This window comes from Aeromonas sp. A600620, assembly GCF_029479985.1.
Taxonomy (GTDB): domain Bacteria; phylum Pseudomonadota; class Gammaproteobacteria; order Enterobacterales; family Aeromonadaceae; genus Aeromonas; species Aeromonas veronii_A.
Window position 1 is genome coordinate 259,002 of sequence record NZ_JAAKXB010000001.1, and the last position, 24,191, is coordinate 283,192.

At 62.1% G+C, this 24,191-nt stretch carries 18 protein-coding genes; all 18 read right to left on the minus strand.

Annotation, left to right across the window (positions count from 1 at the left end):
• Nucleotides 1-56: 56 nt before the first annotated feature.
• Entirely contained in the window at nt 57-1,520 is a 1,464-nt protein-coding gene (nuoN, locus tag G5533_RS01135) for an NADH-quinone oxidoreductase subunit NuoN (protein WP_227340747.1), read from the minus strand.
• Nucleotides 1,517-3,061 (minus strand): NADH-quinone oxidoreductase subunit M, encoded by a 1,545-nt coding sequence (gene nuoM, locus G5533_RS01140; protein ID WP_139747386.1) that lies wholly within the window; start codon nt 3,059-3,061, stop codon nt 1,517-1,519. The genes nuoN and nuoM overlap by 4 nt, the downstream gene beginning before the upstream one ends.
• Nucleotides 3,062-3,159: 98 nt before the next feature.
• The gene (gene nuoL / locus G5533_RS01145; protein WP_441254283.1) at nt 3,160-5,007 is read right to left on the minus strand and encodes an NADH-quinone oxidoreductase subunit L; all 1,848 of its coding nucleotides are present in this window, start codon (nt 5,005-5,007) and stop codon (nt 3,160-3,162) included.
• On the minus strand, nt 5,004-5,312 hold the full coding sequence (gene nuoK / locus G5533_RS01150; RefSeq protein WP_005337247.1) for an NADH-quinone oxidoreductase subunit NuoK: 309 nt from the start codon (nt 5,310-5,312) through the stop codon (nt 5,004-5,006). Before nuoK ends, nuoL begins: the two co-directional genes overlap by 4 nt.
• A complete protein-coding gene (gene nuoJ / locus G5533_RS01155; protein ID WP_005359828.1) occupies nt 5,309-5,860 on the minus strand; it encodes an NADH-quinone oxidoreductase subunit J in 552 nt (183 codons plus the stop codon). The genes nuoK and nuoJ overlap by 4 nt, the downstream gene beginning before the upstream one ends.
• A 10-nt stretch (nt 5,861-5,870) precedes the next feature.
• Complete coding sequence (nuoI, locus tag G5533_RS01160) at nt 5,871-6,413, minus strand: NADH-quinone oxidoreductase subunit NuoI (protein ID WP_005337245.1); 543 nt, start codon at nt 6,411-6,413, stop codon at nt 5,871-5,873.
• 10 nt (nt 6,414-6,423) lie between these two features.
• Nucleotides 6,424-7,392: an NADH-quinone oxidoreductase subunit NuoH gene (gene nuoH, locus G5533_RS01165; protein WP_005337244.1), complete on the minus strand. Its 969-nt coding sequence runs from the start codon at nt 7,390-7,392 to the stop codon at nt 6,424-6,426.
• The gene (gene nuoG / locus G5533_RS01170; protein ID WP_421254816.1) at nt 7,389-10,145 is read right to left on the minus strand and encodes an NADH-quinone oxidoreductase subunit NuoG; all 2,757 of its coding nucleotides are present in this window, start codon (nt 10,143-10,145) and stop codon (nt 7,389-7,391) included. Before nuoG ends, nuoH begins: the two co-directional genes overlap by 4 nt.
• A gap of 41 nt (nt 10,146-10,186) precedes the next feature.
• Nucleotides 10,187-11,572: an NADH-quinone oxidoreductase subunit NuoF gene (nuoF, locus tag G5533_RS01175; protein ID WP_421254815.1), complete on the minus strand. Its 1,386-nt coding sequence runs from the start codon at nt 11,570-11,572 to the stop codon at nt 10,187-10,189.
• Nucleotides 11,569-12,111, minus strand: a complete 543-nt coding sequence (nuoE, locus tag G5533_RS01180; protein ID WP_042658436.1) for an NADH-quinone oxidoreductase subunit NuoE — start codon at nt 12,109-12,111, stop codon at nt 11,569-11,571. Before nuoE ends, nuoF begins: the two co-directional genes overlap by 4 nt.
• A gap of 80 nt (nt 12,112-12,191) precedes the next feature.
• Complete coding sequence (gene nuoC, locus G5533_RS01185) at nt 12,192-13,997, minus strand: NADH-quinone oxidoreductase subunit C/D (protein WP_005337234.1); 1,806 nt, start codon at nt 13,995-13,997, stop codon at nt 12,192-12,194.
• A gap of 2 nt (nt 13,998-13,999) precedes the next feature.
• On the minus strand, nt 14,000-14,674 hold the full coding sequence (locus G5533_RS01190) for a NuoB/complex I 20 kDa subunit family protein (protein ID WP_005344917.1): 675 nt from the start codon (nt 14,672-14,674) through the stop codon (nt 14,000-14,002).
• A gap of 29 nt (nt 14,675-14,703) precedes the next feature.
• Nucleotides 14,704-15,108 carry an NADH-quinone oxidoreductase subunit A gene (locus tag G5533_RS01195; protein WP_005344919.1) on the minus strand — a complete coding sequence of 135 codons (405 nt, stop codon included), beginning with the start codon at nt 15,106-15,108 and terminating at the stop codon, nt 14,704-14,706.
• A 377-nt stretch (nt 15,109-15,485) separates the two neighbouring features.
• Nucleotides 15,486-16,055, minus strand: coding sequence for an Lcl C-terminal domain-containing protein (locus tag G5533_RS01200; RefSeq protein WP_005351118.1), 570 nt, complete (start codon nt 16,053-16,055; stop codon nt 15,486-15,488).
• A gap of 13 nt (nt 16,056-16,068) precedes the next feature.
• Nucleotides 16,069-17,508 (minus strand): Lcl C-terminal domain-containing protein, encoded by a 1,440-nt coding sequence (locus G5533_RS01205; RefSeq protein ID WP_421254814.1) that lies wholly within the window; start codon nt 17,506-17,508, stop codon nt 16,069-16,071.
• A 59-nt stretch (nt 17,509-17,567) separates the two neighbouring features.
• The gene (locus tag G5533_RS01210) at nt 17,568-20,015 is read right to left on the minus strand and encodes a proprotein convertase P-domain-containing protein (RefSeq protein ID WP_441254284.1); all 2,448 of its coding nucleotides are present in this window, start codon (nt 20,013-20,015) and stop codon (nt 17,568-17,570) included.
• Entirely contained in the window at nt 20,012-22,018 is a 2,007-nt protein-coding gene (locus G5533_RS01215; RefSeq protein ID WP_441254286.1) for a prolyl oligopeptidase family serine peptidase, read from the minus strand. Before G5533_RS01215 ends, G5533_RS01210 begins: the two co-directional genes overlap by 4 nt.
• The gene (locus G5533_RS01220) at nt 22,018-24,156 is read right to left on the minus strand and encodes a TonB-dependent hemoglobin/transferrin/lactoferrin family receptor (RefSeq protein ID WP_441254288.1); all 2,139 of its coding nucleotides are present in this window, start codon (nt 24,154-24,156) and stop codon (nt 22,018-22,020) included. Before G5533_RS01220 ends, G5533_RS01215 begins: the two co-directional genes overlap by 1 nt.
• Nucleotides 24,157-24,191 lie beyond the last annotated feature (35 nt).

The following is a 24,191-nucleotide window of genomic DNA, read 5'->3' on the forward strand; positions in this document are numbered from 1 at the left end:
TCCACATAAAAAAGAAACCGGCCACATGGGCCGGTTTTGAAGGGAAATGAGCCGGGTTACTGCAACACCACCTGCTGGAACCCTTGTACCAGACTGATGACCGGCTGGGGATAGAGCCCCAGCAACACCACCAGCGCTGCAGAGAGCAGCACCACCACACCACCGGAGGAGAGCGCCCAGTCGGCGCTGGCATCGCGCTGCTGCATGCCCGGTTCGCGCAGATAGAGGGTCACCATCACCTTGAGGTAGTAGTAGAGACCCAGTGCGCTGCCGAGCACGATGGCACCGGAGAGCCACCAGAGCTGCGCCTCGACGGTGACGCCGATGAGGTAGAACTTGCCGATAAAGCCGAGGGTCATCGGGATGCCCGCGAGTGACAACATCATCACCGTCAGCACTGCTGTGAGGTAAGGACGCTTCCAGAACAGACCGCGATAGCTGTGCAGGGAGTCGGCATCCTTGCCGCGATAGGGGCTCGACATCATGCTGACGACGCCAAAGGCGCCGAGGCTGGTGAACAGATACATCAGCAGGTAGACCCCGGCTGCTTCCACCGGCATCTGGCCGAATCGGCTCGCCACGATTACCGCCAGCAGGTAACCGAAGTGGGAGATGGAGGAGTAACCCAGCATCCGTTTGACGTTGGTCTGCACCAGGGCCAGCAGGTTGCCGACCAGGATGGAGATGACCGCCATGGCTGCCAGCAGCCAGTGGATCATGGGATCGCTCGCCGCCGGTACCGCCAGATAGAAGCGCAGCAGCACGGCAAAGACCGCCACCTTGCTGACGGTGGCGAGGAAGGTGGCGACCGGTGCCGGGGCACCTTCGTAGACATCCGGGGTCCAGAGGTGGAAGGGGGCCAGGGAGAGTTTAAAGGCAAAGCCGACCAGCATTAACCCCAAACCGCCCATCAGCAGCGGGTGGTGAGCCGGGCTCTCGGCCAGGGTCTGCCCCAGGGCGGCAAAGCTCAGGCTGCCAGCCTGCGCGTAGAGCAGCGCCATGCCAAACAACAGGAAGGCGGTGGCGGCGGCAGAGAGCACCATGTATTTCACCGCGGCTTCCAGCGAGTGGCGCTCGCGGTAGGCGTAACCCACCAGACCGAACATCGGCAGGGTCAGCATCTCGATCCCGATAAAGAGAGAGGCGAGGTGACGGGAGCAGGCCAGCACCAGACCACCGGCAGTGGCGATCAGCAGCAGCAGGAAGAACTCCTCCCGGTTGTCCGGGTAGGCTTTCAGCCACGATTGACCGAAGGTGCAGGTGGCCAGGGCGCCGATGAGCACCAGTCCCATGTAGAAGACGGCGTAACTGTCCACTTGCAGCAGCGGGGTGACCCCCTGATCCCCTTGCGCCATCACGATGGGCAGCGAGAACAGAGCAAGGTTGAGGCCAACAATGGTCACGGTAAAGGCGGTGGTGACACAGCGGCGCCAGGCGATGGCCAGCATCAGGGCCGCCATGGCCCCGGTGGTCAACAGCAGGGGAAGCAGTGCCAGCAGTTGGGAAGCGGAGAAAGTCATTGCAGGGCTCCAGCAGTCGGCAGCAGATACCAGTGCAGCACGTTGATAAGGCTGCTGCTGGCGGTGTCAATCACGGGTTGGGGATAGAGGCCAAGCAGAACCAGCAGGCCCGCGATCACCATCATCATGGTCAGCTCGCGGCGATCCAGCCCCTTGAGCATGCTCTCATCCTTGGCGGGGCCAAAGCAGGCGCGCTGCAACATGATGAGGGAGTAGACCGAGGCCAGTACCAGACCGAAGGTGGCGACCGCCGTGATGACAGGGGCAACCTGGAAGCTGCCGACCAGGATCAGGAACTCGCCGACAAAGTTGCCGGTGCCCGGCATGCCGAGCGACGCTACCGAGAAGAAGAGCATCACACCGGGCAGATAGCGCAGACGCCCCCACAGGCCGCCCATCTGGCGCAGATCCCGGGTGTGCAACCGCTCGTAGAGCTGACCGCAGAGGATAAAGAGGCCGGCAGCGGAGAGACCGTGGGCGATCATCTGCACCACCGCACCCTGCAGGGCCAGCTCGCTACCCGAGTAGATAGCGATCATCACAAAGCCCATGTGGGAGATGCTGGTGTAGGCTACCAGCCGTTTGATGTCGGTCTGGGCAAAGGCCACGATGGCACCGTAGACGATCCCGATCAGGCCAAGCACCATGGCGTAGGGAGCAAATTCTGCGGACGCTTCGGGGAAGAGCGGCAAGGCAAAGCGCAGCAGACCGTAGGCGGCGGTTTTGAGCAAAATACCGGCGAGATCCACCGAACCTGCGGTCGGCGCCTGACTGTGGGCATCCGGCAGCCAGCCGTGCAGCGGTACCAGCGGCATCTTGACCGCGAAGGCGATAAAGAATCCCAGCATCAGCAGCCACTGAACGCCCTTGCTCATCGGGGTATTGAGCAGCTCCAGATAGTTGAAGGTGAAGACTCCGGTGGCATGCTGGTGGGTCAGCACCAGCCCGATGATGGCCACCAGCATGATAAGGCCGCTCACCTGGGTGTAGATGAAGAACTTGGTTGCTGCGTTGATCCGTGATTTGCCGTCAGTGACCGAATGGCCCCAGAGCGCAATCAGGAAGTACATGGGGACCAGCATCATCTCCCAGAAGAAGAAGAAGAGGAACAGGTCCAGCGCCATAAAGACCCCGAGCACGCCGCCCAGGATCCAGAGCAGGTTGAGGTGGAAGAAGCCGATGCGTTGCACGATCTCTTTCCACGAACAGAGGATGGCCAGCACCCCGATAAAGCAGGTGAGGATCACCATCAAGAGCGACAGGCCATCCACCGCCAGATGCAAAGAGATGCCAAAGCGGGGGATCCACGGCAGGCGCCACTCGGCGGCCCAGGCGGAGGCAGCACCGGTGACGCCCGCGCTGTCGAGACCCGTGGTGGCAAGGGAGAAGTCACCACTTAGCCAGATGGCACAGGAGAGCAGCAGGCTGGCGCTCATGGAGAGCAGGGCTACCCAGCGGACAAACTGCCCGCCGAGACGCTCCATCTGCCAGCAGAGCAAGCCACCGATAAAAGGAATTAGCAAGATCCAGAGTAAAGTCACGGTATCAGCTCTCGTTCAAGTTCATATGAGATTGCGCTCCCTGTTCCATCAGGGAGAGCAAACAGCCTGGCTGTATGATTGTCCGGTTGTTCATCGCGTTACCCCAGCAGCAACAGCGCCAGCACCAGCACGGCGCTGATCCCCATGGAGGCGGCATACCAGCGCAACTTGCCGGTCACGGTCCAGGCCAGCAGCTGGTTGCCACGCAGGGCAAGCCAGGCGGGCAGGCCCATCATCCAGTCCAGCGGATCCTGCCCGACCAGACGGGTCGCCAGCAGATAGGGCTTGACCCACAGCTGGTCATAGAGCCAGTCAAAGCCCCAGGCGTTGAACCAGAGGGTGCTGAGCAGGCGGCCCGGCGCGCTGTTGGCAATGGAGGTGGCCAGACGGCGCTCACCGAGGAACAGAAACGCGGCCAGTGCAATGCCTGCGATGGCGATGATGCCAGAGGCTACCTCCAGTGCATGGCGACCCTCTTCGATATGGTCTCCCGGGCCTGCGGGCAGTACACCTGCCAGTGGCGGGGTGATCAGCGCGCCTATGCCGGTGGAGAGCACCAGCAATACCAGCAGCGGCAGATGGTGAGCCAGACCGTGGCCCGCATGGGCTTTGGTCTGCTCTTTGCCATGGAAGGCGATAAAGATCAGCCGGAAGGTATAAAGCGACGTGAGGAATGCCCCCGCCAGACCTGCCCACAGCAGCGTGCTTTGGCCAGAGGCTTCTACTTGCCACAGGATAGCGTCCTTACTGTAGAAACCGGAAGTGGCCAGCGGCAACGCCGCCAGCGCCGAGCCCCCCACCAGGAAGCAGGCGTAGACCAGCGGCAAACTCTTGCGCAGGCCACCCATCTTGAAGATGTTCTGCTCATGGTGGCAGGCAACGATCACGGCACCGGCGGAGAGGAACAGCAGCGCCTTGAAGAAGGCGTGGGTCATCAGGTGGAAGATGGCCCCTTCCCATGCGCCGACCCCCAGTGCCAGAAACATGTAGCCAATCTGGCTCATGGTGGAGTAGGCGAGGATCCGCTTGATATCGGTCTGAACCAGTGCGGCAAAGCCTGCCAGCACTAGGGTGATGGCGCCAACCAGCCCGACCAGATGCAGCACCTCAGGCGCCAGCAGGAACAGGCCGTGGGTACGGGCAATCAGGTAGACACCGGCGGTCACCATGGTGGCGGCGTGGATCAGTGCGGAGACAGGGGTCGGGCCTGCCATCGCATCCGCCAGCCAGGTTTGCAGCGGCAGCTGGGCTGATTTGCCGACCGCGCCGCCCAGGAGCATCAGGCAGGCCAGCGACAGGGCAGGGGAGCCCTCGGCAAACAGGGTCGGGGCACGAACCAGCAGCTCGTGGATATTGAGGGTGCCTAGTTCCCGATAGAGGATAAACAGGCCGATGGCGAGGAAGACATCACCCACCCGGGTCACGACAAATGCCTTGAGGGCCGCCGCTCCGTTCTTGCGATCCTTGTAGTAGAAGCCGATCAGCAGATAGCTGCACAGCCCTACCCCTTCCCAGCCGAGGTAGACAAACAGCAGGTCATCGGCCAGCACCAGAAACAGCATGCTGGCGATAAAGAGGTTGGTGTAGGTGAAGAAGCGGGAGTAACCCTCTTCCCCACGCATATACCAGGAGGCGAACAGGTGGATAAAGAAACCCACACCGGTCACCACCCCCAGCATGGTCAGCGACAGGCCATCCAGTGCCAGCGAGAAGCTCGGGGTAAAGTTGCCCACCGCCATCCATTGCCACAGGCGCTGGATATAGACGCCCCCCTCGGGCGGGTTGCCCAGAAAGTCGATGCCGACCCACAGGGTAGTGAGGGCCGACAGGCCAATGGAGCCCACCCCGATCAGCGCCGAGGTACGCTCGCCAAACCGGCCGAGGGAGAAGGCCAGCACCAGCCATCCCAGCAGCGGAAATAGAAAAGTCAGATATAAGAGGCTCATCCGCGCATCTCGCTCACAGTGTCCACGTTCAGGGTGTGGTAACGACGATAGAGCAGCAGTAACAGGGCAAGGCCGATACTTGCCTCCGCTGCCGCCAGAGAAATCACCAGGATATACATGATCTGGCCATCGGCCTGGGCCCAGCGGCTACCCGCCACCACAAACGCCAGTGCCGAGGCATTCATCATGATTTCGATACTCATCAGGATATAGAGCAGGTTGCGGCGGATCAGCAGACCGCACAAGCCGATGCAGAAGAGCACCGCGGCCAGCAGGAGGCCGTGCTCCATAGGGATTCCATTCATTGCTGACCTCCTTCTTGTGCAGAGCGGGATGCTGTGCGGGGGACCGAGAGCACTTCACCGCTCTTCTCTTCCCGACCCAGGTGATAGGCGGTTACCAGACCCGCCAGCAGCAGGATGGAGGCAAGCTCCACCGCCAGCACATAGGGGCCAAAGAGCTCGACACCCACCTGCTTGGCGGTCACCTCGGTCACTCCGATCAGGCCGCCGGTCACCCCGAGAATGCCGTGGGCCAGAAAGCCCAGCAGGATCAGCGAGAGCAGGGCTGGGCCCCCCCAGGTCATGGGGGTGAGCCACTTTTTCTCCTGCGCCTGGGCACTCCCCAGGTTCAGCATCATCACCACGAACACGAACAGCACCATGATGGCGCCGGCGTAGACGATCACCTGCAGGGCACCCGCAAAGGCGGCACCCAGGCAGAAGAAGATCATGGCCACGGCGATGAGGGAGATGATGAGATTGAGCAGCGCATGCATGGGATTGCTGGTGCTGATCACCCGCAGCGTGCTGTAAATGGCCACCAGGGCCGAGGCATAAAATGCCAGTTCCATGATTGACTCCTCAGGGCAGCAGGCTCTTGACATCGATGGGCTTGGCTTCGTTTTCGGCATCCCCTTTCGGCTTGCCGTCGATGGCCATCCCGCTCATGCGGTAGAAGTTGTAGTCCGGGTATTTGCCGGGCCCGCTGATCAGCAGATCTTCCTTCTCGTACACCAGATCCTGGCGGCGATACTCACCCATCTCGAAATCCGGTGTCAGCTGGATGGCAGTGGTGGGGCAAGCCTCTTCACACAGGCCGCAGAAGATGCAGCGAGAGAAGTTGATGCGAAAGAACTCCGGATACCAGCGACCATCTTCCCGCTCGGATTTTTGCAGCGAGATGCAGCCGACCGGGCAGGCAACTGCGCAGAGGTTGCAGGCCACGCAGCGCTCGTCCCCGTCGGGGTCGCGGGTCAGCACGATACGGCCGCGGTAGCGGGGGGCGGCATAGACTGCCTGCTCCGGATAGTTGAGGGTCTCACGGGGCCGCCAGGCATGGGAGAAGACCATGGCCAGGCTGCGTAACTGGGTGCCGACACCCTGAATAATGCTAACAATTTTCATATTGAGTGCCTCACTGCGTACTTATCAGTACAACTGCCGCGGTGACCAGCATATTGATCAGGGTCAGCGGCAAGCAGACTTTCCAGCCAAACGACATCACCTGGTCAAAGCGCGGGCGAGGCAGGGAGGCCCGCAGCAGGATGAAGAACACCATGAAACAGGCGGTCTTCAGGGCAAACCAGATGAAGGGGGGCAGCCAGGGGCCGTGCCAGCCACCGAAGAAGAGGGTCACGATGAGCGAGGAGATCAGCACGATGCCGATATATTCGCCCACGAAGAAGAGACCCCACTTCATCCCCGCATACTCGATGTGATAGCCGTCGGCGAGCTCCTGCTCGGCTTCTGGCTGATCGAACGGGTGACGGTGGGTGACGGCGACACCGGCAAACAGGAAGGTGACAAAGCCCAGGATCTGGGGCACCACGTTCCACAAGTCTGCCTGTGCCTCGACGATATCCCGCAGGTTGAAACTGCCGGTCTGGATCACAATCCCCATCAGCGACAAGCCCAGGAACACCTCGTAGGAGAGGGTCTGAGCCGAGGCGCGCAAGCTGCCGAGCAATGAGTATTTGTTGTTGCTCGACCAGCCGGCGAACAGCACCGCATAGACCGCCAGCCCTGCGATGGCCAGGATGTAGAGCAGCCCCACATTGAGATCAGCCACGCCCCAGGTGGGGGTGATGGGCACCACCGCAAACGCCAGAATAAAGGCAGTGAAGGCGATGATGGGGGCCAGGATAAAGATCCGCCGATCAGCGAACGGCGGGATCCAGTCCTCCTTGAAGAACATCTTGATCATGTCGGCGGCCAGCTGGAGCAGACCAAACGGCCCCACCCGGTTGGGGCCGTAGCGATCCTGCCACAGGGCCAGCAGACGGCGCTCGATGAAGCTCATGAAGGCGCCAGCCCCCACGATCCCCACCAGCACGATCAGTGCCTTGCCCACCTCCAGCAACAGATCGATCAGCGACTCGCTCATGCGATCACCTCCTGCAGGTTAGTGATTGAGGCTTGTTGCAGGGCCGTTGGCAGGCCGTTCACCCCAAGGGGGAGTCCCACCAGACCGGCGCTCAGCTGATCGCTAAGCCGCAGACGCAGTTGCCAGTGGCTACCGCCCCAGGAGAAGGAAACCTGACTGCCCCCGTGGAGGGCCAGACGCTGCGCATCAAGGGGATTGAGCACCAGCTCGGGTTCGTTCATCCGGGCCTGAATGACCGGGCTGCGAGCGGAGAGCTCCTCGCCGCCAAACAGCTGGGCGTAATTGACCACTTGCAGCGCCTCTGCGGCCTTGAAGGGGGCGGGGATGGTGGTGAACCAGCCGAGCAGCTCCTTGCCTTCTGCCTGCGGGTCTGTTGCTTCCAGCAGACGGCGACCCGGATCGCCAGCACGCAGTTTGCCACCCACTTCATCCTGGAACTTGTTCCAGGCGGAGGGAGAGTTCCAGCCCGGTGCCCAGGCGAACGGTACTTGCGGCAGCGGCTGACGGGCTCCGGCATACCCTTCCATGGAGAAGTTGAAGGGGGAGTCGGGATCTTGCGCTACCCGCGGCTCGCTGACGTTCTGATCCGCCAGCATGGAGGTGCGACCACTGTAGCGGTGTGGCTCACGGGCTAGCCGCATGCCACGGATCCGCAAGCCTGCGTTGGGCGCCGCTTCCAGCATGGTAGCCAGCAGCGGATTGCTGGTGGCACAGTCATGGTTGACCTGGTCGAAGTTCTGCCAGCGCAGCGGCTTGCGTTCGATCGCCCCTTGCAGCGCCGCCAGCCAGCGCCACCCTTCACGCACCTGAATATCGGCGTTGTAAAAGGCGGGGGCATAGACCTGGAAGAAGCGCTGGGCGCGCCCTTCCATGTTCACCAGGGTGCCATCGGCTTCGGCAAAACTGGCCGCTGGCAGCACCAGATCAGCCTTGTTGGCGGTCGGGGTCGCCTGATGGTCGATGACCAGCAGGTGCTGCAGCCGTGCCAGCGCCGCATCCACCCGGTTGCGCGGCGCGCGGCGGTAGAGATCGTTCTCCAGAGTGACCAGCGCCAACCCCTCCTCGGCCTCGATACGTGCAAGGGCGGCTTCGAGCGACTTGTCTGACAAGGTTTGAGCGCCCAGCATGGCCAGACCCAGCGAATTGGCCTCCTGGCCAACCAGTGCGATGTTGGCTTCCTGTCCACGGCCTTTCAGGGCGCGGGCAATGTTGCTGGCCGCCTCAAGCAGCGCCACATCGCGGGCAGTGGAGCCAGCAATGATGAGCGGCTTCCTGGCGTTGCCGAGCAGCTCGGCCCAGCGAGTCGCTTGTGCCTGCTGCTCGGGGCAGAGGTCGGCCACGGCCGGTGCTGCCGGGTCGAGCAGGTTGGCGATGGCAAAGCCAAGGCGCGCCTGATCGGCATAGGGGGCGTGCAGCTTGTCGGCCGCCACATCGTCCAGACGGGTGGTGTCGAGGCTGGTGATGAGCAGCGGGTAGCGCTCGTTCTGACCCAGGGTCTGAACGGCGGCGACTTGCCACAGATCCACCTTCATCTTGCGGGCCAGCTCGCGAGCCTTGCCCTTGACCGACTGACGCAGCGCCAACGCGATACGGGCTGCGCTCATGGTGACATCTTCGCCGAGCACCAGAATGGCGTCTGCCTCTTCCATGTCCCGCAGGCTCGGAGTCGGCACGCCGCCCTGTTGCAGGATCTGCAGCATCTTCAGCTGACAGGCCCACTCGGCCTGCTCGACGCCTGCGTAGAAGTTGTCTTCACCCACCAGCTCGCGCAGGGCAAAGTTGCTCTCCAGCGAGGCGCGGGGCGAGCCGATGCCGATGAGGTCGCGGGCCGTGCGCAGGGCATCGGCGGCTCGGTTGAGGGCGCCATCGACTGTGATGGTCAGCTGGTCGTTGCCATCTTTGAGCAGCGGCTGGCGCGGGCGATCAGCCAGGTTGACATAGCCATAGCCAAAGCGGCCACGGTCACAGAGGAAGTAGTGGTTGACGCTGCCGTGGAAGCGGTTTTCGATGCGGCGCAGCTCGCCGTAACGCTCGCCCGGACTGATGTTGCAGCCCACGGAGCATTGCTGGCAGATGCTGGGGGCAAATTGCATGTCCCACTTGCGGTTGTAACGTTCGGAGTGGGTCTTGTCGGTGAAGACGCCGGTGGGGCAGACCTCCACCAGGTTGCCGGAAAATTCACTCTCCAGGGTGCCATCCTCGACCCGTCCGAAATAGACGTTGTCGTGGGCACCATAGACCCCGAGATCCTCGCCACCGGCATAATCCTTGTAGTAGCGGACGCAGCGGTAGCAGGCGATGCAGCGGTTCATCTCGTGACCGATGAAGGGGCCCAGCTCCTGATTCTGGTGGGTGCGTTTGGTGAAACGGTAGCGACGGCTGTTGTGGCCGGTCATCACCGTCATGTCCTGCAGGTGGCAGGCGCCGCCCTCTTCACACACCGGGCAGTCGTGGGGGTGGTTGGTCATCAGCCACTCCACCACGCTCTTGCGAAATTCTTTAGCCTCTTCATCCTCGATGGCGATGTAGCTGCCATCGGTGGCCGGGGTCATGCAGGACATGACCAGACGACCGCGTTTGTCATCGGCATTCTGATACTGTTTGACCGCACACTGGCGGCAGGCGCCAACGCTACCCAGCGCCGGATGCCAGCAGAAATAGGGGACGTCCAGACCCAGCGACAGACAGGCTTGCAGCAGGTTATCTGCTCCGTCTACCTCGTACTCTTTGCCGTCTACATAAATGGTTGCCATACAACTTCCCTGAAACCTGTTTTGTGAAATCTGTGGTGTCGTTACCAGCGCTCGCCCAGCAGATTGGGCTGGATCCCTTTGACCGGCTTGCGGTTGTCGCCGCTGCCTTTGATCCCGGCCTCGAATTCGGAGCGGAAATATTTGATGGCGCTGGCGAGCGGCTCGACGGCGCCCGGTGCGTGGGCGCAGAATGTCTTGCCCGGGCCAAGGAAACCGCAGAGTTGCTCCAGGGTCGCCAGATCGCCGGATTGTCCTTCGCCACGTTCCAGTGCCCGCAGCAGCTTGACGCTCCAGGGCAGGCCGTCGCGGCAGGGCGTGCACCAGCCGCACGACTCGCGGGCGAAGAACTCCTCCATGTTGCGCAGCAGACTCACCATGCTGATGGAGTCATCCACCGCCATGGCGAGGCCGGTCCCCATCCGGGTGCCGACCTTGCCGATACCGGCGGTATACATCTGGGCATCGAGGTGCTCCGGCAGCAGGAAACCGGTGCCCGCGCCGCCCGGTTGCCAGGCTTTCAGGCGATAGCCGCTCTTCATGCCGCCGGCGTAATGTTCAAACAGCTCGCGGGCGGTGATGCCAAACGGCAGCTCCCAGACCCCGGGGTTGTTCACCTTGCCGGAGAAGCCCATCAGCTTGGTGCCGTGATCTTCCGAGCCCGGCAGCGCCAGCCCGTGATACCAGGCGACCCCGTTGCCAATAATGGCGGGGACGTTGCAGAGGGTTTCGACGTTGTTGACGCAGGTGGGTTTGCCCCAGACGCCGGAGACGGCGGGGAAGGGGGGTTTGGCGCGCGGGTTGGCACGGCGCCCTTCCAGCGAATTGATCAACGCCGTCTCTTCACCACAGATGTAGCGGCCGGCGCCGGTGTGGACGAACAGCTCGAAGTCAAAACCGGATCCCAGAATGTTCTTGCCCAGTAGACCGGCGGCCTTGGCCTCTTCCACCGCACGGCGCAGGTGGATGGCAGCATCTACATACTCGCCGCGCAGGAAGATGTAGCCGCGATAGGCTTTGAGCGCCCGGGCACTGATGATCATCCCCTCGATCAGCAGGTGGGGCAGTTGCTCCATCAGCAGCCGATCTTTCCAGGTGTTAGGCTCCATCTCGTCGGCGTTGCAGAGCAGGTAGCGGATGTTCATGCTCTCGTCTTTGGGCATCAGCCCCCACTTCACGCCAGTGGGGAAGCCCGCGCCGCCACGCCCCTTGAGACCGGCATCCTTGACGGTGCTGACGATCTCGTCCGGACTCATCTGGCCGAGCGCCTTGCGCACCGCTTCATAGCCCTGTTTTGCCTGATACTCCTCCAGCCACACCGGCTGGCCGTCATCCCGCAGCCGCCAGGTGAGCGGGTGGGTCTCGGGGGCTCGCGGGGTGCGATTGGCGGTGCCAAGAGAGGCGAGGATCTTGTTCTGCGGCAGGCTCATGGGTAAGCCTCCAGGGTTTTCAGCAAGGTCACCGGATCGAGGCCGCCATAGGTGTCGTCATCGATCATGATGGCTGGCCCCTTGTCGCAGTTGCCAAGACAGCAGACCGGCAGCAGGGTGAAGCGGCCATCCGGGGTGGTTTGACCGGGGCCGAGGTTCATCACCTCCTTGAGACCGGCCATCAGATCTTCATGGCCATTGATGTAGCAGACCATGCTGTCGCAGACGCGGATAATGTGGCGCCCCACCGGCTGGCGGAAGATCTGGCTATAGAAGGTGGCGACCCCCTCCACGTCGCTGGCGGGAATGCCGAGCTCGGCCGCGATGGCGTGAATGGCGCCGTCGGGTACCCAGCCTCTGGCCTGCTGCACGATCTTGAGCGCTTCGATGCTGGCGGCGCGGGGATCTTCGTAGTGGTGTTTCTCGTGTTCGATGGCATCGCGTTCAGCCTGGCTCAGAACGAAGTCGTCCTGTTTGCTGCTGCATGCCCCTTGCCCCTGTGGGGTCTGATTATTGTGACACTGACATTGCTGGCTCATGACTTGACCTTTGGTGGCTTGTCCTTTTACTGCTCGTCCGGCGATCCCGATTCCCGGCCATGGCCGGGATGGCGGATCACTTAACGGTCCACATCCGACATAACAAAATCGATACTGCCCAGATAGACGATGAGGTCCGACACCATGCTGCCCTTGATCACCGAGGGGATCTGCTGCAGGTGAGCAAAGCTCGGGGTGCGGATCCGGGTCCGGTAGCTCATGGTGGAGCCGTCACTGGTCAGGTAGTAACTGTTGACCCCCTTGGTCGCCTCAATCATCTGGAACGACTCGGCAGCGGGCATCACCGGGCCCCAAGACACTTGCAGGAAGTGGTTGATCAGGGTCTCGATGTGCTGCAGGGTGCGCTCTTTGGGCGGCGGGGTGGTGAGGGGGTGATCCGCCTTGAAGGGGCCCTCCGGCATGTTCTTCATGCACTGTTCGATGATCGACATGCTCTGGCGGATCTCTTCGATCCGCACGGTGGCTCTGTCGTAGGCATCGCCATTGCTGCCGACCGGCACTTCAAAGTCGAACTGATCGTAACCGGAGTAGGGGCGCCACTTGCGTATGTCGAAGTTGAGGCCGGTGGCGCGCAATCCGGCCCCCGTGGTGCCCCAGGACAACGCCTGCTCGGTGGTGTAGGCAGAGACGCCTATGGTGCGACCGCGCAGAATGCTGTTGCGCATCGCCGCTTTTTCGTAATCCATCAGCCGCTTGGGCAGCCAGCTCAGCAGGTTGTCCTGCACCAGCCGTTGCCATCCCTTCGGCAGGTCGTGGGCCACACCGCCGATACGGAACCAGGCCGGGTGCATGCGGGCACCGGTGATCGCTTCGATGATGGTGTAGATCTTCTGCCGGTCGGTGAAGGTGAAGAAGACCGGGGTCATGGCCCCCACGTCCTGGATATAGGTTCCGAGGAACAAGAGGTGGCTCTGGATGCGAAACAGCTCCGCCATCATCACCCGGATCATGTCGACCCGCTGCGGCACCTTGATGCCGGCCAGCTTCTCGACTGCCAGCACATAGGGGAGGTTGTTCATCACCCCGCCCAGATACTCGACCCGGTCGGTATAGGGGATGTAGCTGTGCCAGGACTGGCGCTCACCCATCTTCTCGGCACCGCGATGGTGATAGCCGATGTCGGGCACGCAGTTGCGGATCTCCTCGCCATCGAGCTGCAACACCAACCGGAAGGCGCCGTGAGCAGAGGGGTGGTTGGGGCCGAGGTTCAAGAACATGTAGTCCTCGTTCTCGTTGCCGCGGGCCAGCCCCCACTCTTCCGGTTTGAACAGCAGGTTCTCCTGCTCCATGTCCTGTTTGGCGGCATCGAGCATGAAGGGATCGAATTCGGTGGCGCGCGCCGGGTAATCCTTGCGCAGCGGGTGACCCTGCCAGCTCTTGGGCATCATGATGCGGGTCAGATGGGGGTGGCCATCGAAGGTGATGCCCATCAGATCCCACACTTCCCGCTCGTACCAATTGGCATTGGGGAAGTGGTTGGTGATGGTGGGAAGATGCAGGTCACTTTCGGCCAGCGCCACTTTCAACATCACATCGGCGTTACGGTCGATGGAGATGAGGTGATAGAAGACGGTGAAATCGCTCTGGGGCAGACCGTCGCGATGGCTGCGCAGCCGCTCATCGGTGGCGCTGAGATCAAACAGCATCACAAACGGGGAGGGCACCTTGCGCAAAAAGCCCATCACATCCTGCAGCAGTTCGCGGGGGAGCCAGACCACCGGCACGCCGGTGCGTGTGGTCTGCACGGTGAAGTGCTCGGCCCCGAAGTGGGCAAACAGTTCGCCAATGACTTTGGCATCCTTGTGGTCGCTGGGCTGCCACTGGGCCATGGCGTAATTGCTGGGAAAATCACGAGTCAGTTTCATGGTCAGATCTCATCCGGCGTGCGCAGGTTGGTCACATTGATCCGTTCGCCGCGCTTGCGCTCTTTTTCGGCCTGCATCTGGGGACGGTAGATCCCCTGATCGCCCACCACCCAGGAGAGGGGGCGGCGCTCTTTGCCGATGGAGTCCTGCAGCAGCATCAGGGCTTGCAAAAAGGCTTCGGGACGGGGCGGGCAACCCGGAATGTAGACGTCTACCGGCAGGAACTTGTCTACCCCCTGCACCACGGAATAGATGTCATACATGCCGCCGGAGTTGGCACAGGCCCCCATGGAGATCACCCACTTGGGTTCGAGCAACTGTTCATACAGGCGCTGGATGACTGGCGCCATCTTGATGAAGGGGGTCCCTGCAATCACCATGAAATCGGCCTGACGGGGCGAAGCGCGGATAACTTCGGCGCCGAAGCGGGCCACATCGTGGGGGGAGGTGAAGGCGGTACACATCTCCACGTAGCAGCAGGAGATGCCGAAGTTGTAAGGCCAGAGGGAGTTTTTGCGGCCCCAGTTGACTGTGTCTTGCAGCACCTCCTCGAGGCGGCCCATCATGATGCCGCGCGTCGCTTCTTGCGCCAGTGGGTCATCGACGGTCTGGCGCTGCTCCTGGGGGTAGCGCTCAACGGGTGCATCCGGGTCAATCCGGGTCAGGGTGTACTTCATGGTGCAACCTCAAGGAAAGGGTCTGTGGTTCAATCACTGTTTTTGTTGTTCAGCTGCGGTTTGCGCGGTGACCAGTCCAGTGCGCCGATGCGCCAGAGGTAGATCAGGCCGATAAGCAGCAGTCCGATGAAAATGGTGGCTTCAATAAAGCCGACCCAGCCGCTCTCCCGCACGGAGACAGACCAGGCAAACAGGTAGAGCGCCTCGACGTCGAAGATGACGAAGAACATGGCGACCAGATAGAACTTGGCGGAAAAACGCAGGCGGGCACTGCCGACCGAGTCGACACCAGATTCAAATGGCTTGTTCTTGGTGCGGCCGTAGGCGCGACCTCCCAGCAGGGCGGCGAGGCCTATCATCACCAGGCAGATGGTGATGGCACCGATGACATAAATGGCAAAAGCCCAATGTTGAGCAGAAATATCAGCAAACATAGAGGTTTTTCCTAACCAAATTAATCAAGTGACTTAACAATAATGTTACGCATTATGACACTTTCGCACTGATTTACATGTCATTTTTACGGGTTAATTATTAATCGGTTAACCGGTAATTAAATTTTGTTAAGAAGCGCACTTTTTTGTTGGTTATGGCGGGCGGGAAAGGCCTGTAAAGCGCAGAGAGCTGCTCCTCGTTATCACCTGAAAGGGGTATGTCGCGGGCGAAGCCGGATCAGGTCGGTATCGCGGGCAGGGGGCACAGGCGGGAGAAGAGCGTGATGGCGGGTGAGGTAGGGGGGCGGCAAGAGCAATAAAAAGAGAGGCTTTCAAGCCTCTCCTGTCATCGCGTTCCGGTTTCGAGCGTGGGGCGGTCAGGGTTTATTGGCGACCAGCAAGACCTGATCCGGGTAGGCGCCAATGGAGCGAAGACCGATATCTCCCGAGGTAATATCCAGATACGCCCGCTGACCATTGGCGGAGGTTACCGTGCTGCTCATCAGATAGACATAACCCTCATTGACCTCTTTACCGCCCCCCGCCATGGCGCGCGGGAAAATGGCTTCATTGAGAGAGGGCTTGTAGCAGGCATGCTCGACCAGGGTCGCCAGCTCCTTGATGTCGGGCAGACGCCACTGGCTGATACCGCCGAAGTGATAGAGAGCATGGCTGCTGTCACTGCGGATCCGCTCCGCCACTTGCAGCCCCTGCTGCCAGTAGTAAACGGTCGGTTCCCCCAGGCAACTGCTGCCACTCCATGTCTGCCCCAGTTTGCAGCGCATCCAGGTGAGGCCGGTGTGTTGATCCGTGACGGTGCCGTTGCCATGGTCAAGAAAACGGGCAGAGGGGGCGGTGCGATCCATGGTGTCATCACAAATGGCAGCACCGTGGGCCAGGGGGGCCAGCAGTGCCAGCATGGCGAACGAAAAGCGATAAAGGCTCATGATATTCCTCGGATTATTGGGGAGTGGCGACCAGTCGTACCTGCATCAGCTCGATATAGGTATCTTGCTGCACCAGCGCGGGATAGGTGGTGCCTGCATCTTCTCCCAAGAGCAGGACTGTGCGTTTGCTGATGGGGCCACCGGAGAAGCGCTGGGCGGTGTTGCTGGTGGCGCTCCAGTAGTAGCCATGGTAGGTGTCATCTTCCGAGGAGGCGATATCCGGGAAGTAGCGGGTATCCACGATGATGCGCTGACCCAGCGGGTCCTTGGCCAGGCTACCGTAGTGCATCAGTGACATCAGCTCACCCATGGTGGGCAGCCGCCACTGGCTGATGCCGCAGCGCTGCTCGCCATTGAGCCACTGCTGATACGCGCGGGTGGTCAGCATGGTGGTCAGCGCCTGTGCCCGGGCGAGGGCCGCCAGATCTCCTTCGGCGGTGAGCTGTTCGATCCTCTTATGAATATGCTGGTAGGCCGCTTGCTGCTCGCCTGCGGTTGCGGTGAGTTGCTCATCCTCATAGGCAAAGGGTCTGCTTTTCCAGGCCGGACTCAAGGGATCATCCGATTTGACCTCCCACACCAGACCGGTATTGAGATCCTTGACGCACTGCCAGCTCGGCGCGTTGTCGGGGAGAACCTGACCGCGATCATCGAGTTTACGATAGGCAAGTTGGGGACGGGTGCGATTCCAGCTGGCATCTTGTCCCGGATAATCGGCAGGTTCCCGTTCCAGCAGCGGATCGTTGCCATCACTGAAGGTGGTGACGCCGCTGACGGTCAGCAGGTTGCGTGGCTGTTGTTGCGCCAGCAGGGTAAGCAGTTCGCTTTGGGTCTCTTCGGTAAATTGGCCGTGGCGCTGCCACTCCTGAGCCAATTGCCCCAGCATCAGGCTGATGGCGCGATAGCTGGTGGTAAGCAACTGGGTCTCTTTGGCGTTGGCAAGGCGGGTTCTGGCCTGTTGCTGCAAGCTGATCGCTATCTGCTGCAGCCCCTGATCAAACTGGCCGAGACTTGCGAGGGCGGCGCGGTCGCTGCCCGGTTGCAGCGGCGCGAGATCGGTCAGCAGCTGGGTCAGTGCGCGATCGGCGGCCATCCCTTCGGCAATACGGCTCTGCCACAGGGTGCTGAGCAGGGTCGGTTGCAGCCGTTGTGGATCCCCTTTGGCGGCCGGATGCGCCAGCAGCAGGCCTCCGCTCCTCGGTACGAACAGCAGGGGCGAGTTGACGATGTTGGCCGAACCGCTGATAAGGGCCACAGCGCCTTCGCCGCTGACGGCTGGGTCGGCGGGATCACATTGCCAGTTCTGATCCAGATCGGCGCACAGGGTGCCGGCTGCAGGTAGGGCGACATCGACCCGGTAGTCCGGGATCGCCAGTGGTGCGCTATCTTCCCCGCCGCCACAGGCGCTAAGCAGAGCTGAGAGGGTTGCAATAACCAGTACGGATGATTTCACTTCACATTCCTTGATTCGGTCACAGGTTCACGGGGGCGGTGACCCCCGTGGTACAGGGTTCAACGGCGCAGGGGGATCCGGCGCCAGAGGCGGGGCCACAAGGCCAGCAACAGCAGCAGAGGAGAAGTGCTGCCGCCGCCCCCCTCATCTTGCTCAAGGGGGATGATGCCGGTGTTGGGCAAGGCTTCATCCTTGCTGCAGCGAGCCCCTACCTGCTGGGCGACCCGCCAGCTGCGCAGTTGGCCGCTCTCCTCTGGTTTGGTGTCGTTGATTTCCAAGAGCCAGCGGCCGGCGAGTGGTTCGCCGTGCAGCTTATCCAGCGATTCGAACGGTACTAATTCATGGGGGTACTCACCTTTCAGCCGGGTATGGTTGGCAAAGCCCTTGTTCCACAGGCTGATCCGGGTGCCGTAAGGGGAGGTGAGCCAGATCTCCAGCTGCTCCAGCTTGCTGTGCTCCAGATCGAGGGCGACCACGAATCCGCTGTCGATGCGGGCCTTGCTCTCGGGCAGGGTGAGAGTGAAGCGGGACAGGCCGTGCCGTTCATCGCTCACCGCATCCTTGATCTGGCCACCCTGGCCGATGGCCCGCTGCCAGAGCGGTTCACCGATCGGCAGTTGCAGGTCAAGGCGGGTCTGGCGCTCGGTGGGGCTGGGCAGGGTGAGCTGGAACTGCAGCGGCAAGGTGACTGCCTCGCCACAGGTCAGGTTGCTCGCTGCTTCCAGCGGCAGGGTCCAGCGGGCGGTGCCATCGGCGTTGAGCTCTCCTTGCCAGTGACCATCACCCATGAGCCCCTTGCTCGGGAGCAGGTTGGCGTCAGCCACGGTCAGGGGGCGGCCGCTCTGGTTGGTCAATTCGATGGCGAGGCTCTTTTTCTCCCCGAGCAACAGGTAGCTGTCATCGGCAAGGCGGGCCGCGATGGGCTTGGGCAGCAGGGCGTGGTGGCGGAAGGCCTGCTCCAGCAGCTTGCCATAACTGCGATCCGGATAGAGGCGGTTGGCGGTATCCACGGTGACCCGCGCCAGCTGGGGCATCCGCACCTGCGGGCCGAGGCCGAAGTGAGATTCAATCAGCAGGGTATCGAACTCGTCACGGGCTACCTCGCCATACTGTTCAACGGCCTGGCGCAGCGCGGTGAAGAGCGGGGTGCCCCACAGCTGGTCGCCGTTGCTGCCGTTGATGGTGAGGTGAGCCGGATAGAGGAAGCCCGGATGATAGCGCGCCCGCAGGTCATCGAGCTGACGGGGCGTCCGGCCGCTTATCCTGGCATCCCAGTTGAAGACCATGAAAGGCTCGAACTGGCGAGCCTCTGGACTACGCTGGCGCCAGCTGGCGGCCAGATAGTCGCTAAAGCCCTCGCCGATGGCGCCCCAGTCACCCTCTTCTCCCATGTCGGGCAGGATATGGTGCTGCACCGCATGGCCAAACTCGTGCCAGATCACCATGGGATCTTCCGCGTCGGGCACCCCTATCCGGCCAATTTCCAACCGGCGCAGGAAGGGGTCATAGAGGGAGTTGTCCTGCTCCCCGGCATCGGTATCGATGGCCAGGGGGCCGCCCATCAGCGTTGGGTAGCCAAGGGATGCCACATGGCGCTGGGCCAGATCCAGATGGTAGTAGCCATTGATATCGAGGAAGGCGGGCTGCTGGTGATCCAGCTGGAAGCCATCGGCATCAGGGCTGCTAAAGGGGGCAGTTTCCGGCGCCGTGCCGTCCACGACCCGGGCGCGTGGGCCATTTAGCTGGTAGGTGTCATCCACCTTTTGTACCGTGAGCGGCACGGTGCGATAGGCCCGGTTGTCCAGCACCAGATCGTGGCGCCACAGCAGGTTGCCATCTTGCAGCTGGGTGCGTGGGTCGAGGGCAAAGATGCGGGCCTGCACCGTGGCCGCTTCCCCTGCCAACGGGATCGCTTCGGCACGGGTGTTGGCCTCTTGCAGCGTGCGCCCCAGCAGGGCGCTGCCATCGCAGGTGACAAACAGTTGCCAGTGGCTGCTCTTGCTGTTGCCCGGCTGGCTTTCCACCGCCAGCAGACGCCAGGCCGCAGTCAGTGTGTCGCCATCCTGCCAGTACCAAGGCTGGGCTTCGTCACTGCCAGCGAATTGCCACACAGTACCATCCAGCGTGGCGGTATAGGCATCCACCCCGGCGCGGCTTGCTTCATCACATGGCGTCGCCTGTGCCTGCATCAGCCGGGTATTGTGATAAAGGCGCCACGGGCGACCCTGCTCATCGAGACTGACGGCGGCCATCAGGCCGGCGATCGGTGCGCCATTGAGCTGCTGGCGATAATGCAGATAGTGGCCCAGCTTGCCTTGGCGCTGATAGGCCGGGGCATCACTCAGGGTGACGCCGAGCTGCTGTTCGAGCCAGAGGCGGGTATCGGCCGGGGCGTCCTGTTCGACAAAACGCAGTTCGGCGGCCTGAGTGGAAAAGCCAGCCAGCCCCAGCAAGAGGGCGGGCAACAGGGGTTTCATAGTGGTACTCCCAATCAGCGGCAGGGTCATTGATTGATCCCCGCCAGATGCAACAGGAAGGCAAATTCACGAGCCCGATCGCCACCACCGGCGCGGTGGCCTCCCTCCAGTTCGGTCAGCAGCAGGTAGGGGCCGGAGCCCGTGCTGTGCTCCCGCAGGCGGGCCAGCCACTTGACCGGCTCCCAGTAGGGCACCTGGCTGTCGTGCAGGGCGGTAGTGACCAGCAGGGGCGGGTAGGGGGCGCGGTGCAGGTTGTCGTAGGGGCTGATGCGGCGCATCGCCTGATACTCTGCGGGCTTGGCCGGGTTGCCCCACTCCTGATACTCCTGACGGGTCAAGGGGAGGGCGGGATCACTCATGGTGCCGAGCAGATCGACGAAGGGAACCTGCAACACGGCGCCGCTAAAGAGTGTCGGTTGCTGGTTGAGGGCCGCAGCAACCAGCGTGCCCCCCGCGCTGCCCCCCATGGCAAACAGGGGCAGAGGGGCTGAGTCGGGCGACCAGTGGCGCAGGGTGTTGCCGGCAGCGATAAAGTCGCTGATGCCGTTCTGCTTGTTGATGCCCCGCCCGTCGCGGGTCCACTGCTCCCCCAGCATGCCGCCGCCGCGCACATGGGCGATGGCGTAGACAAAGCCCCGATCCAGCAGGCTTAACAGCTCTTTCTGGTAGTAGGGGCGCATCGGCGTGCCATAGGCGCCATAGCCATAGAGCAGTACAGCGCGAGGGGCCAGATCCTTGCGCCACACCAGCGAGACAGGCACCCGGGTGCCATCGGCAGAGGTGATCCAGCGCCGCTCGCTCTGATAGGGCAATGCTTTATTGCCTGCGGTGTGCTGGTCGTTGATCCACTGGCCGCTGTTTAAATCCAGCCAGCGCTGGCCGGGGGGCTGGCTCAAGCCCTGACTGCGCACCAGAATGCGGTCGCTGGCCGGGTCATGTTCTCCTTGCAGCCAGCCGGTTCCGGCGCCACTGGCCAGCGGCAGGCGCTGGCGTTCATGGCCGTTGCGATCGAGGAGGGCGAGCCAATCCTCCCCCTGCTGGCGAAACTGCACTACCAGATGGCGATCAAACAGTCGCCACTTTTCGGGATCGCCGAGATCTTCCCCGGCGCTGGGCCAGAGGCGCTGCCACTCACCGAGCGGCGTGCTGGCTGAGTAGAGGGCAAACGCCCCCTCCCGGTTGCTCTTGATCACCCAACCAGACTGGCTGTCCAGATAGTATTCCACCCCGCGCTGGCGGGGTTTGACCCGCTGCGGCTTGCCCGAGTCGAGCAGGTACTGCTCCGAACTGTCGTGGTTGTTGCCCTGCAACACCAGATGTTGGCCATCCGTGGTGCGATAGAGGCTGAGCAGCCAGGCGGGATCTTGCTCCTCATAGAGAGTCTGCTCCCGGCCATCCTGCCAGCCGCGCAGCTGCCAGGGGCGCAGGGTGTAGCGCTCGTTGGCGATGGTATAGAGGGTGCGACCATCTTGTGACCAGGCGAGATCGGCGCTGCGCTGCGCCAAACTGGCCAGCGCCTTGCCGCTCTGGAGATCGAGCAGGGTGACCTGATAGTCGAGATCGCCGCGCCTGTCTTCGGCGATGGCCAGCGTGCGGTTATCCGGGCTCAGGGCCCAGCCGCCCGCTTCGTAATAGCCCTCACCCGCTCTGGCGGGAAGCAGCTGCTGCACCTTGCCCCCGTGGCGTTGCCAGAGTGAGCCATCCGGGCGCAGCAGCCATGCCTGATCGCCGCGGACAAGCCAGTTCTCTGGCACAGATTCCCCCGCCGGATGACGGGCAAACTCGGCGCGCAAGGTCGCTTCCAGCGGCTGCTGGGTGGCGAGTTGCTGCTCGCTCCAGCGATTTTGCTGTTTGAGCAGGGCGAGTATGGCCGGGTTGCTACGGCTCTCGTCCCGCAACCAGAAGTAGGGATCCTGGCGTACGGGATTGCCTGAAATCAGGTGAGATTGGGACGGGATCGGGGGTGGCAGGGCCTCTTGCGCCCACGCCAACGGGGCGGCCAACAGGGCCGCCATGATTGCATGATGCTTCATCACATCCCCACGAAACGGTAGCTGAGGCTGGCAGACAGGTAGCGGCCGCTCTGGCTGTAGAGGGAGGTGTCGCTGCCAGCCGGGAGTCCGGCCACATCCTGATAGCGGACATAGCGGGTATCGAGCAGGTTGCCGATGGTGGCATTGACCTTGAGCGCCTCGGTGATCTGCCAGTCGCCGGTGAGATCCAGGCTGAACCAGCCTGCGCTGCTCTGACAGGCACCGTTGTAGCCAGTCTGCGCATTGGCGCACTGGGGCACCTTGGTCATGGCGGCGGCATAGTTGCCACTGAGCTCAACCCTCCAGTCGAGCTGTTGCCAGCGCAGGGTGGTGTTGCCTTCCAACGGTGTCTGGGTGCGCAGCGGCTCACCGCGGTGATCCTTGCCATCCATCCAGGCCAGATTGGTCGAAAGCTCCCACTCGTCGCTCAGCCAGAGGCTGGCGGCCAGCTCGGCGCCCCAGGTTTCTGCTTTGGCAACGTTGCGATATTGGCGCAGGAAGACACCGTCATCGAGGCGAAAACCGGTCTGGCGCCAGTCGATGAAGTTGTAGTAGCGGTTGTAGAAAACGGCCGGTTTGACGCTCCAGTTGTCGCTTTGGCCATTCACTCCCCACTCCAGGCTGTGGCTGGTCTCCTCCTTGAGGTTGGGGTTGGCAATGATCTCGAACGGCGGCATGGCAAAGTAGTGAGGAATGTTGCCGTAAACCTGATCGTAAGCGGGGGCGCGGAAGCCGTTGGCATAGCTGAGCCAGCTGCGCCATGTTTCGTTGAAGCGGTAACTGGCCGCCACACTAGGGGAGATGTGGTCGCTGTGGTTCTCGGCCAGATTGCTGTCCGGTGCGCGCAGGCGCTGGCGATCAAAGCGCAGGGTCGGGGTAAACTGCCAGCTGCCCAGATCGATCACATCGCTCAGCCAGATGCCATCGCGGCGGGTCTCTGCCTTGCTGAAGGGGGCTTTCTGTCCCTGGGTGGTGATGCCATCTTCCAGGGTCAGATTGCTGACCGGCCGCTCGTGGTTGGCCTGCTCCAGCTCCACACCGTAGCTGAAGGTGTGATCCAGCGAGCCGGTGCTCAGCTTGCTCTGCAACTCCAGCTCGCTGCCAAGGCGCAGCTCCTCGAACGTGGAGAGGGTGCGCTGGCTGCGATATCTGGGATAACCGCTCAGGGCATCGTTGCGCAGCAACTGGCGCTGGTTGGCTTCGTTGCGGGACTGATTGCCAAACAGGCTCCAGTTGAGGGTATCGACCATGCCCAGATCGCTGGCTTCCCAGCTGAACTTGCCGCCCTGGGTGCGCTGATCGCCATCTTCCTGAAAACCGATCACGTCCCAGCTGCCATCGGGTTGGGGCAGCGCTTTGGGCCCCATCTGGCGTTTGGCGTGATCCTCGTAGTAGTCCAGCTCCAGCCGCAGAGCGTGATGGGCATTGAGGGGGAGGCGGCTGCTGGTGGAGGCACTCATGCCATCCAAATCAGCCGGAATGCGGTTCTCTTCAAAGTTGGCGGTTTCGTTGCCACGCCAGCCGGAGAGGCGCAACAGATGTTCGCTCTCCAGTGCCCGCACCGCGCCGGTCATGCTGAGCTTCTTCTTGTTGCTGTCGCCACCGTAGAGGGTTTTGGCCGCCAGATAGCTATCTTGTTGTTGCAGATAATCTTCCGGCTGCTTGGTATTCATCACCACGGTGCCGCCGATGGCATCGGAGCCATGCAAGGAGGAGCCGGCCCCCTTGGCCACCTCAATTTGCTTGATGTCATCGAGATCGAAGTTGAAGCGACCTACCTTGTCATTGATGTTGTCGGCGCCAAAGCCGTCGCTGACGCGCACCCCATCCTTGATCAGCAGGATACGGTTGCCACCGATGCCGCGCACGCTGATGTTTTGCGGTCGCCCGGCAGAGCCGGTGACCGAGACTCCGGGGATCTTGCGAAACACATGAGTCAGCTCGCTGGCGACCTGACGGTCCAGCTCTTCCTGGGTGATGACGGTGATGGAGCCGGAAACATCGGAGAGTTTCTGTTGTACCCGTTGCCCGGTGACAATGATGGTGTCGTCGCTGCGCGCCTTCTCCACAGGGGGAAGATCGGCCGCGCCAGCGGAGGCACACAGGAGTGCCGGCCATGCCTGAAGCAGTTTGTTCATAATGATAATTGTTTTTATTTAAGCCTGAGGGGCGG

Coding starts and splice junctions, on each gene's coding strand:
- nuoN (WP_227340747.1), bottom strand. CDS start 1,520: ATGACTTTCTCCGCTTCCCAACTGCTGGCACTGCTTCCCCTGCTGTTG.
- nuoL (WP_441254283.1), bottom strand. CDS start 5,007: ATGAGCCTCTTATATCTGACTTTTCTATTTCCGCTGCTGGGATGGCTG.
- nuoK (WP_005337247.1), bottom strand. CDS start 5,312: ATGAATGGAATCCCTATGGAGCACGGCCTCCTGCTGGCCGCGGTGCTC.
- nuoJ (WP_005359828.1), bottom strand. CDS start 5,860: ATGGAACTGGCATTTTATGCCTCGGCCCTGGTGGCCATTTACAGCACG.
- nuoI (WP_005337245.1), bottom strand. CDS start 6,413: ATGAAAATTGTTAGCATTATTCAGGGTGTCGGCACCCAGTTACGCAGC.
- nuoH (WP_005337244.1), bottom strand. CDS start 7,392: ATGAGCGAGTCGCTGATCGATCTGTTGCTGGAGGTGGGCAAGGCACTG.
- nuoG (WP_421254816.1), bottom strand. CDS start 10,145: ATGGCAACCATTTATGTAGACGGCAAAGAGTACGAGGTAGACGGAGCA.
- nuoF (WP_421254815.1), bottom strand. CDS start 11,572: ATGAGCCTGCCGCAGAACAAGATCCTCGCCTCTCTTGGCACCGCCAAT.
- nuoE (WP_042658436.1), bottom strand. CDS start 12,111: ATGAGCCAGCAATGTCAGTGTCACAATAATCAGACCCCACAGGGGCAA.
- nuoC (WP_005337234.1), bottom strand. CDS start 13,997: ATGAAACTGACTCGTGATTTTCCCAGCAATTACGCCATGGCCCAGTGG.
- G5533_RS01190 (WP_005344917.1), bottom strand. CDS start 14,674: ATGAAGTACACCCTGACCCGGATTGACCCGGATGCACCCGTTGAGCGC.
- G5533_RS01195 (WP_005344919.1), bottom strand. CDS start 15,108: ATGTTTGCTGATATTTCTGCTCAACATTGGGCTTTTGCCATTTATGTC.
- G5533_RS01200 (WP_005351118.1), bottom strand. CDS start 16,055: ATGAGCCTTTATCGCTTTTCGTTCGCCATGCTGGCACTGCTGGCCCCC.
- G5533_RS01210 (WP_441254284.1), bottom strand. CDS start 20,015: ATGACCCTGCCGCTGATTGGGAGTACCACTATGAAACCCCTGTTGCCC.
- G5533_RS01215 (WP_441254286.1), bottom strand. CDS start 22,018: ATGAAGCATCATGCAATCATGGCGGCCCTGTTGGCCGCCCCGTTGGCG.
- G5533_RS01220 (WP_441254288.1), bottom strand. CDS start 24,156: ATGAACAAACTGCTTCAGGCATGGCCGGCACTCCTGTGTGCCTCCGCT.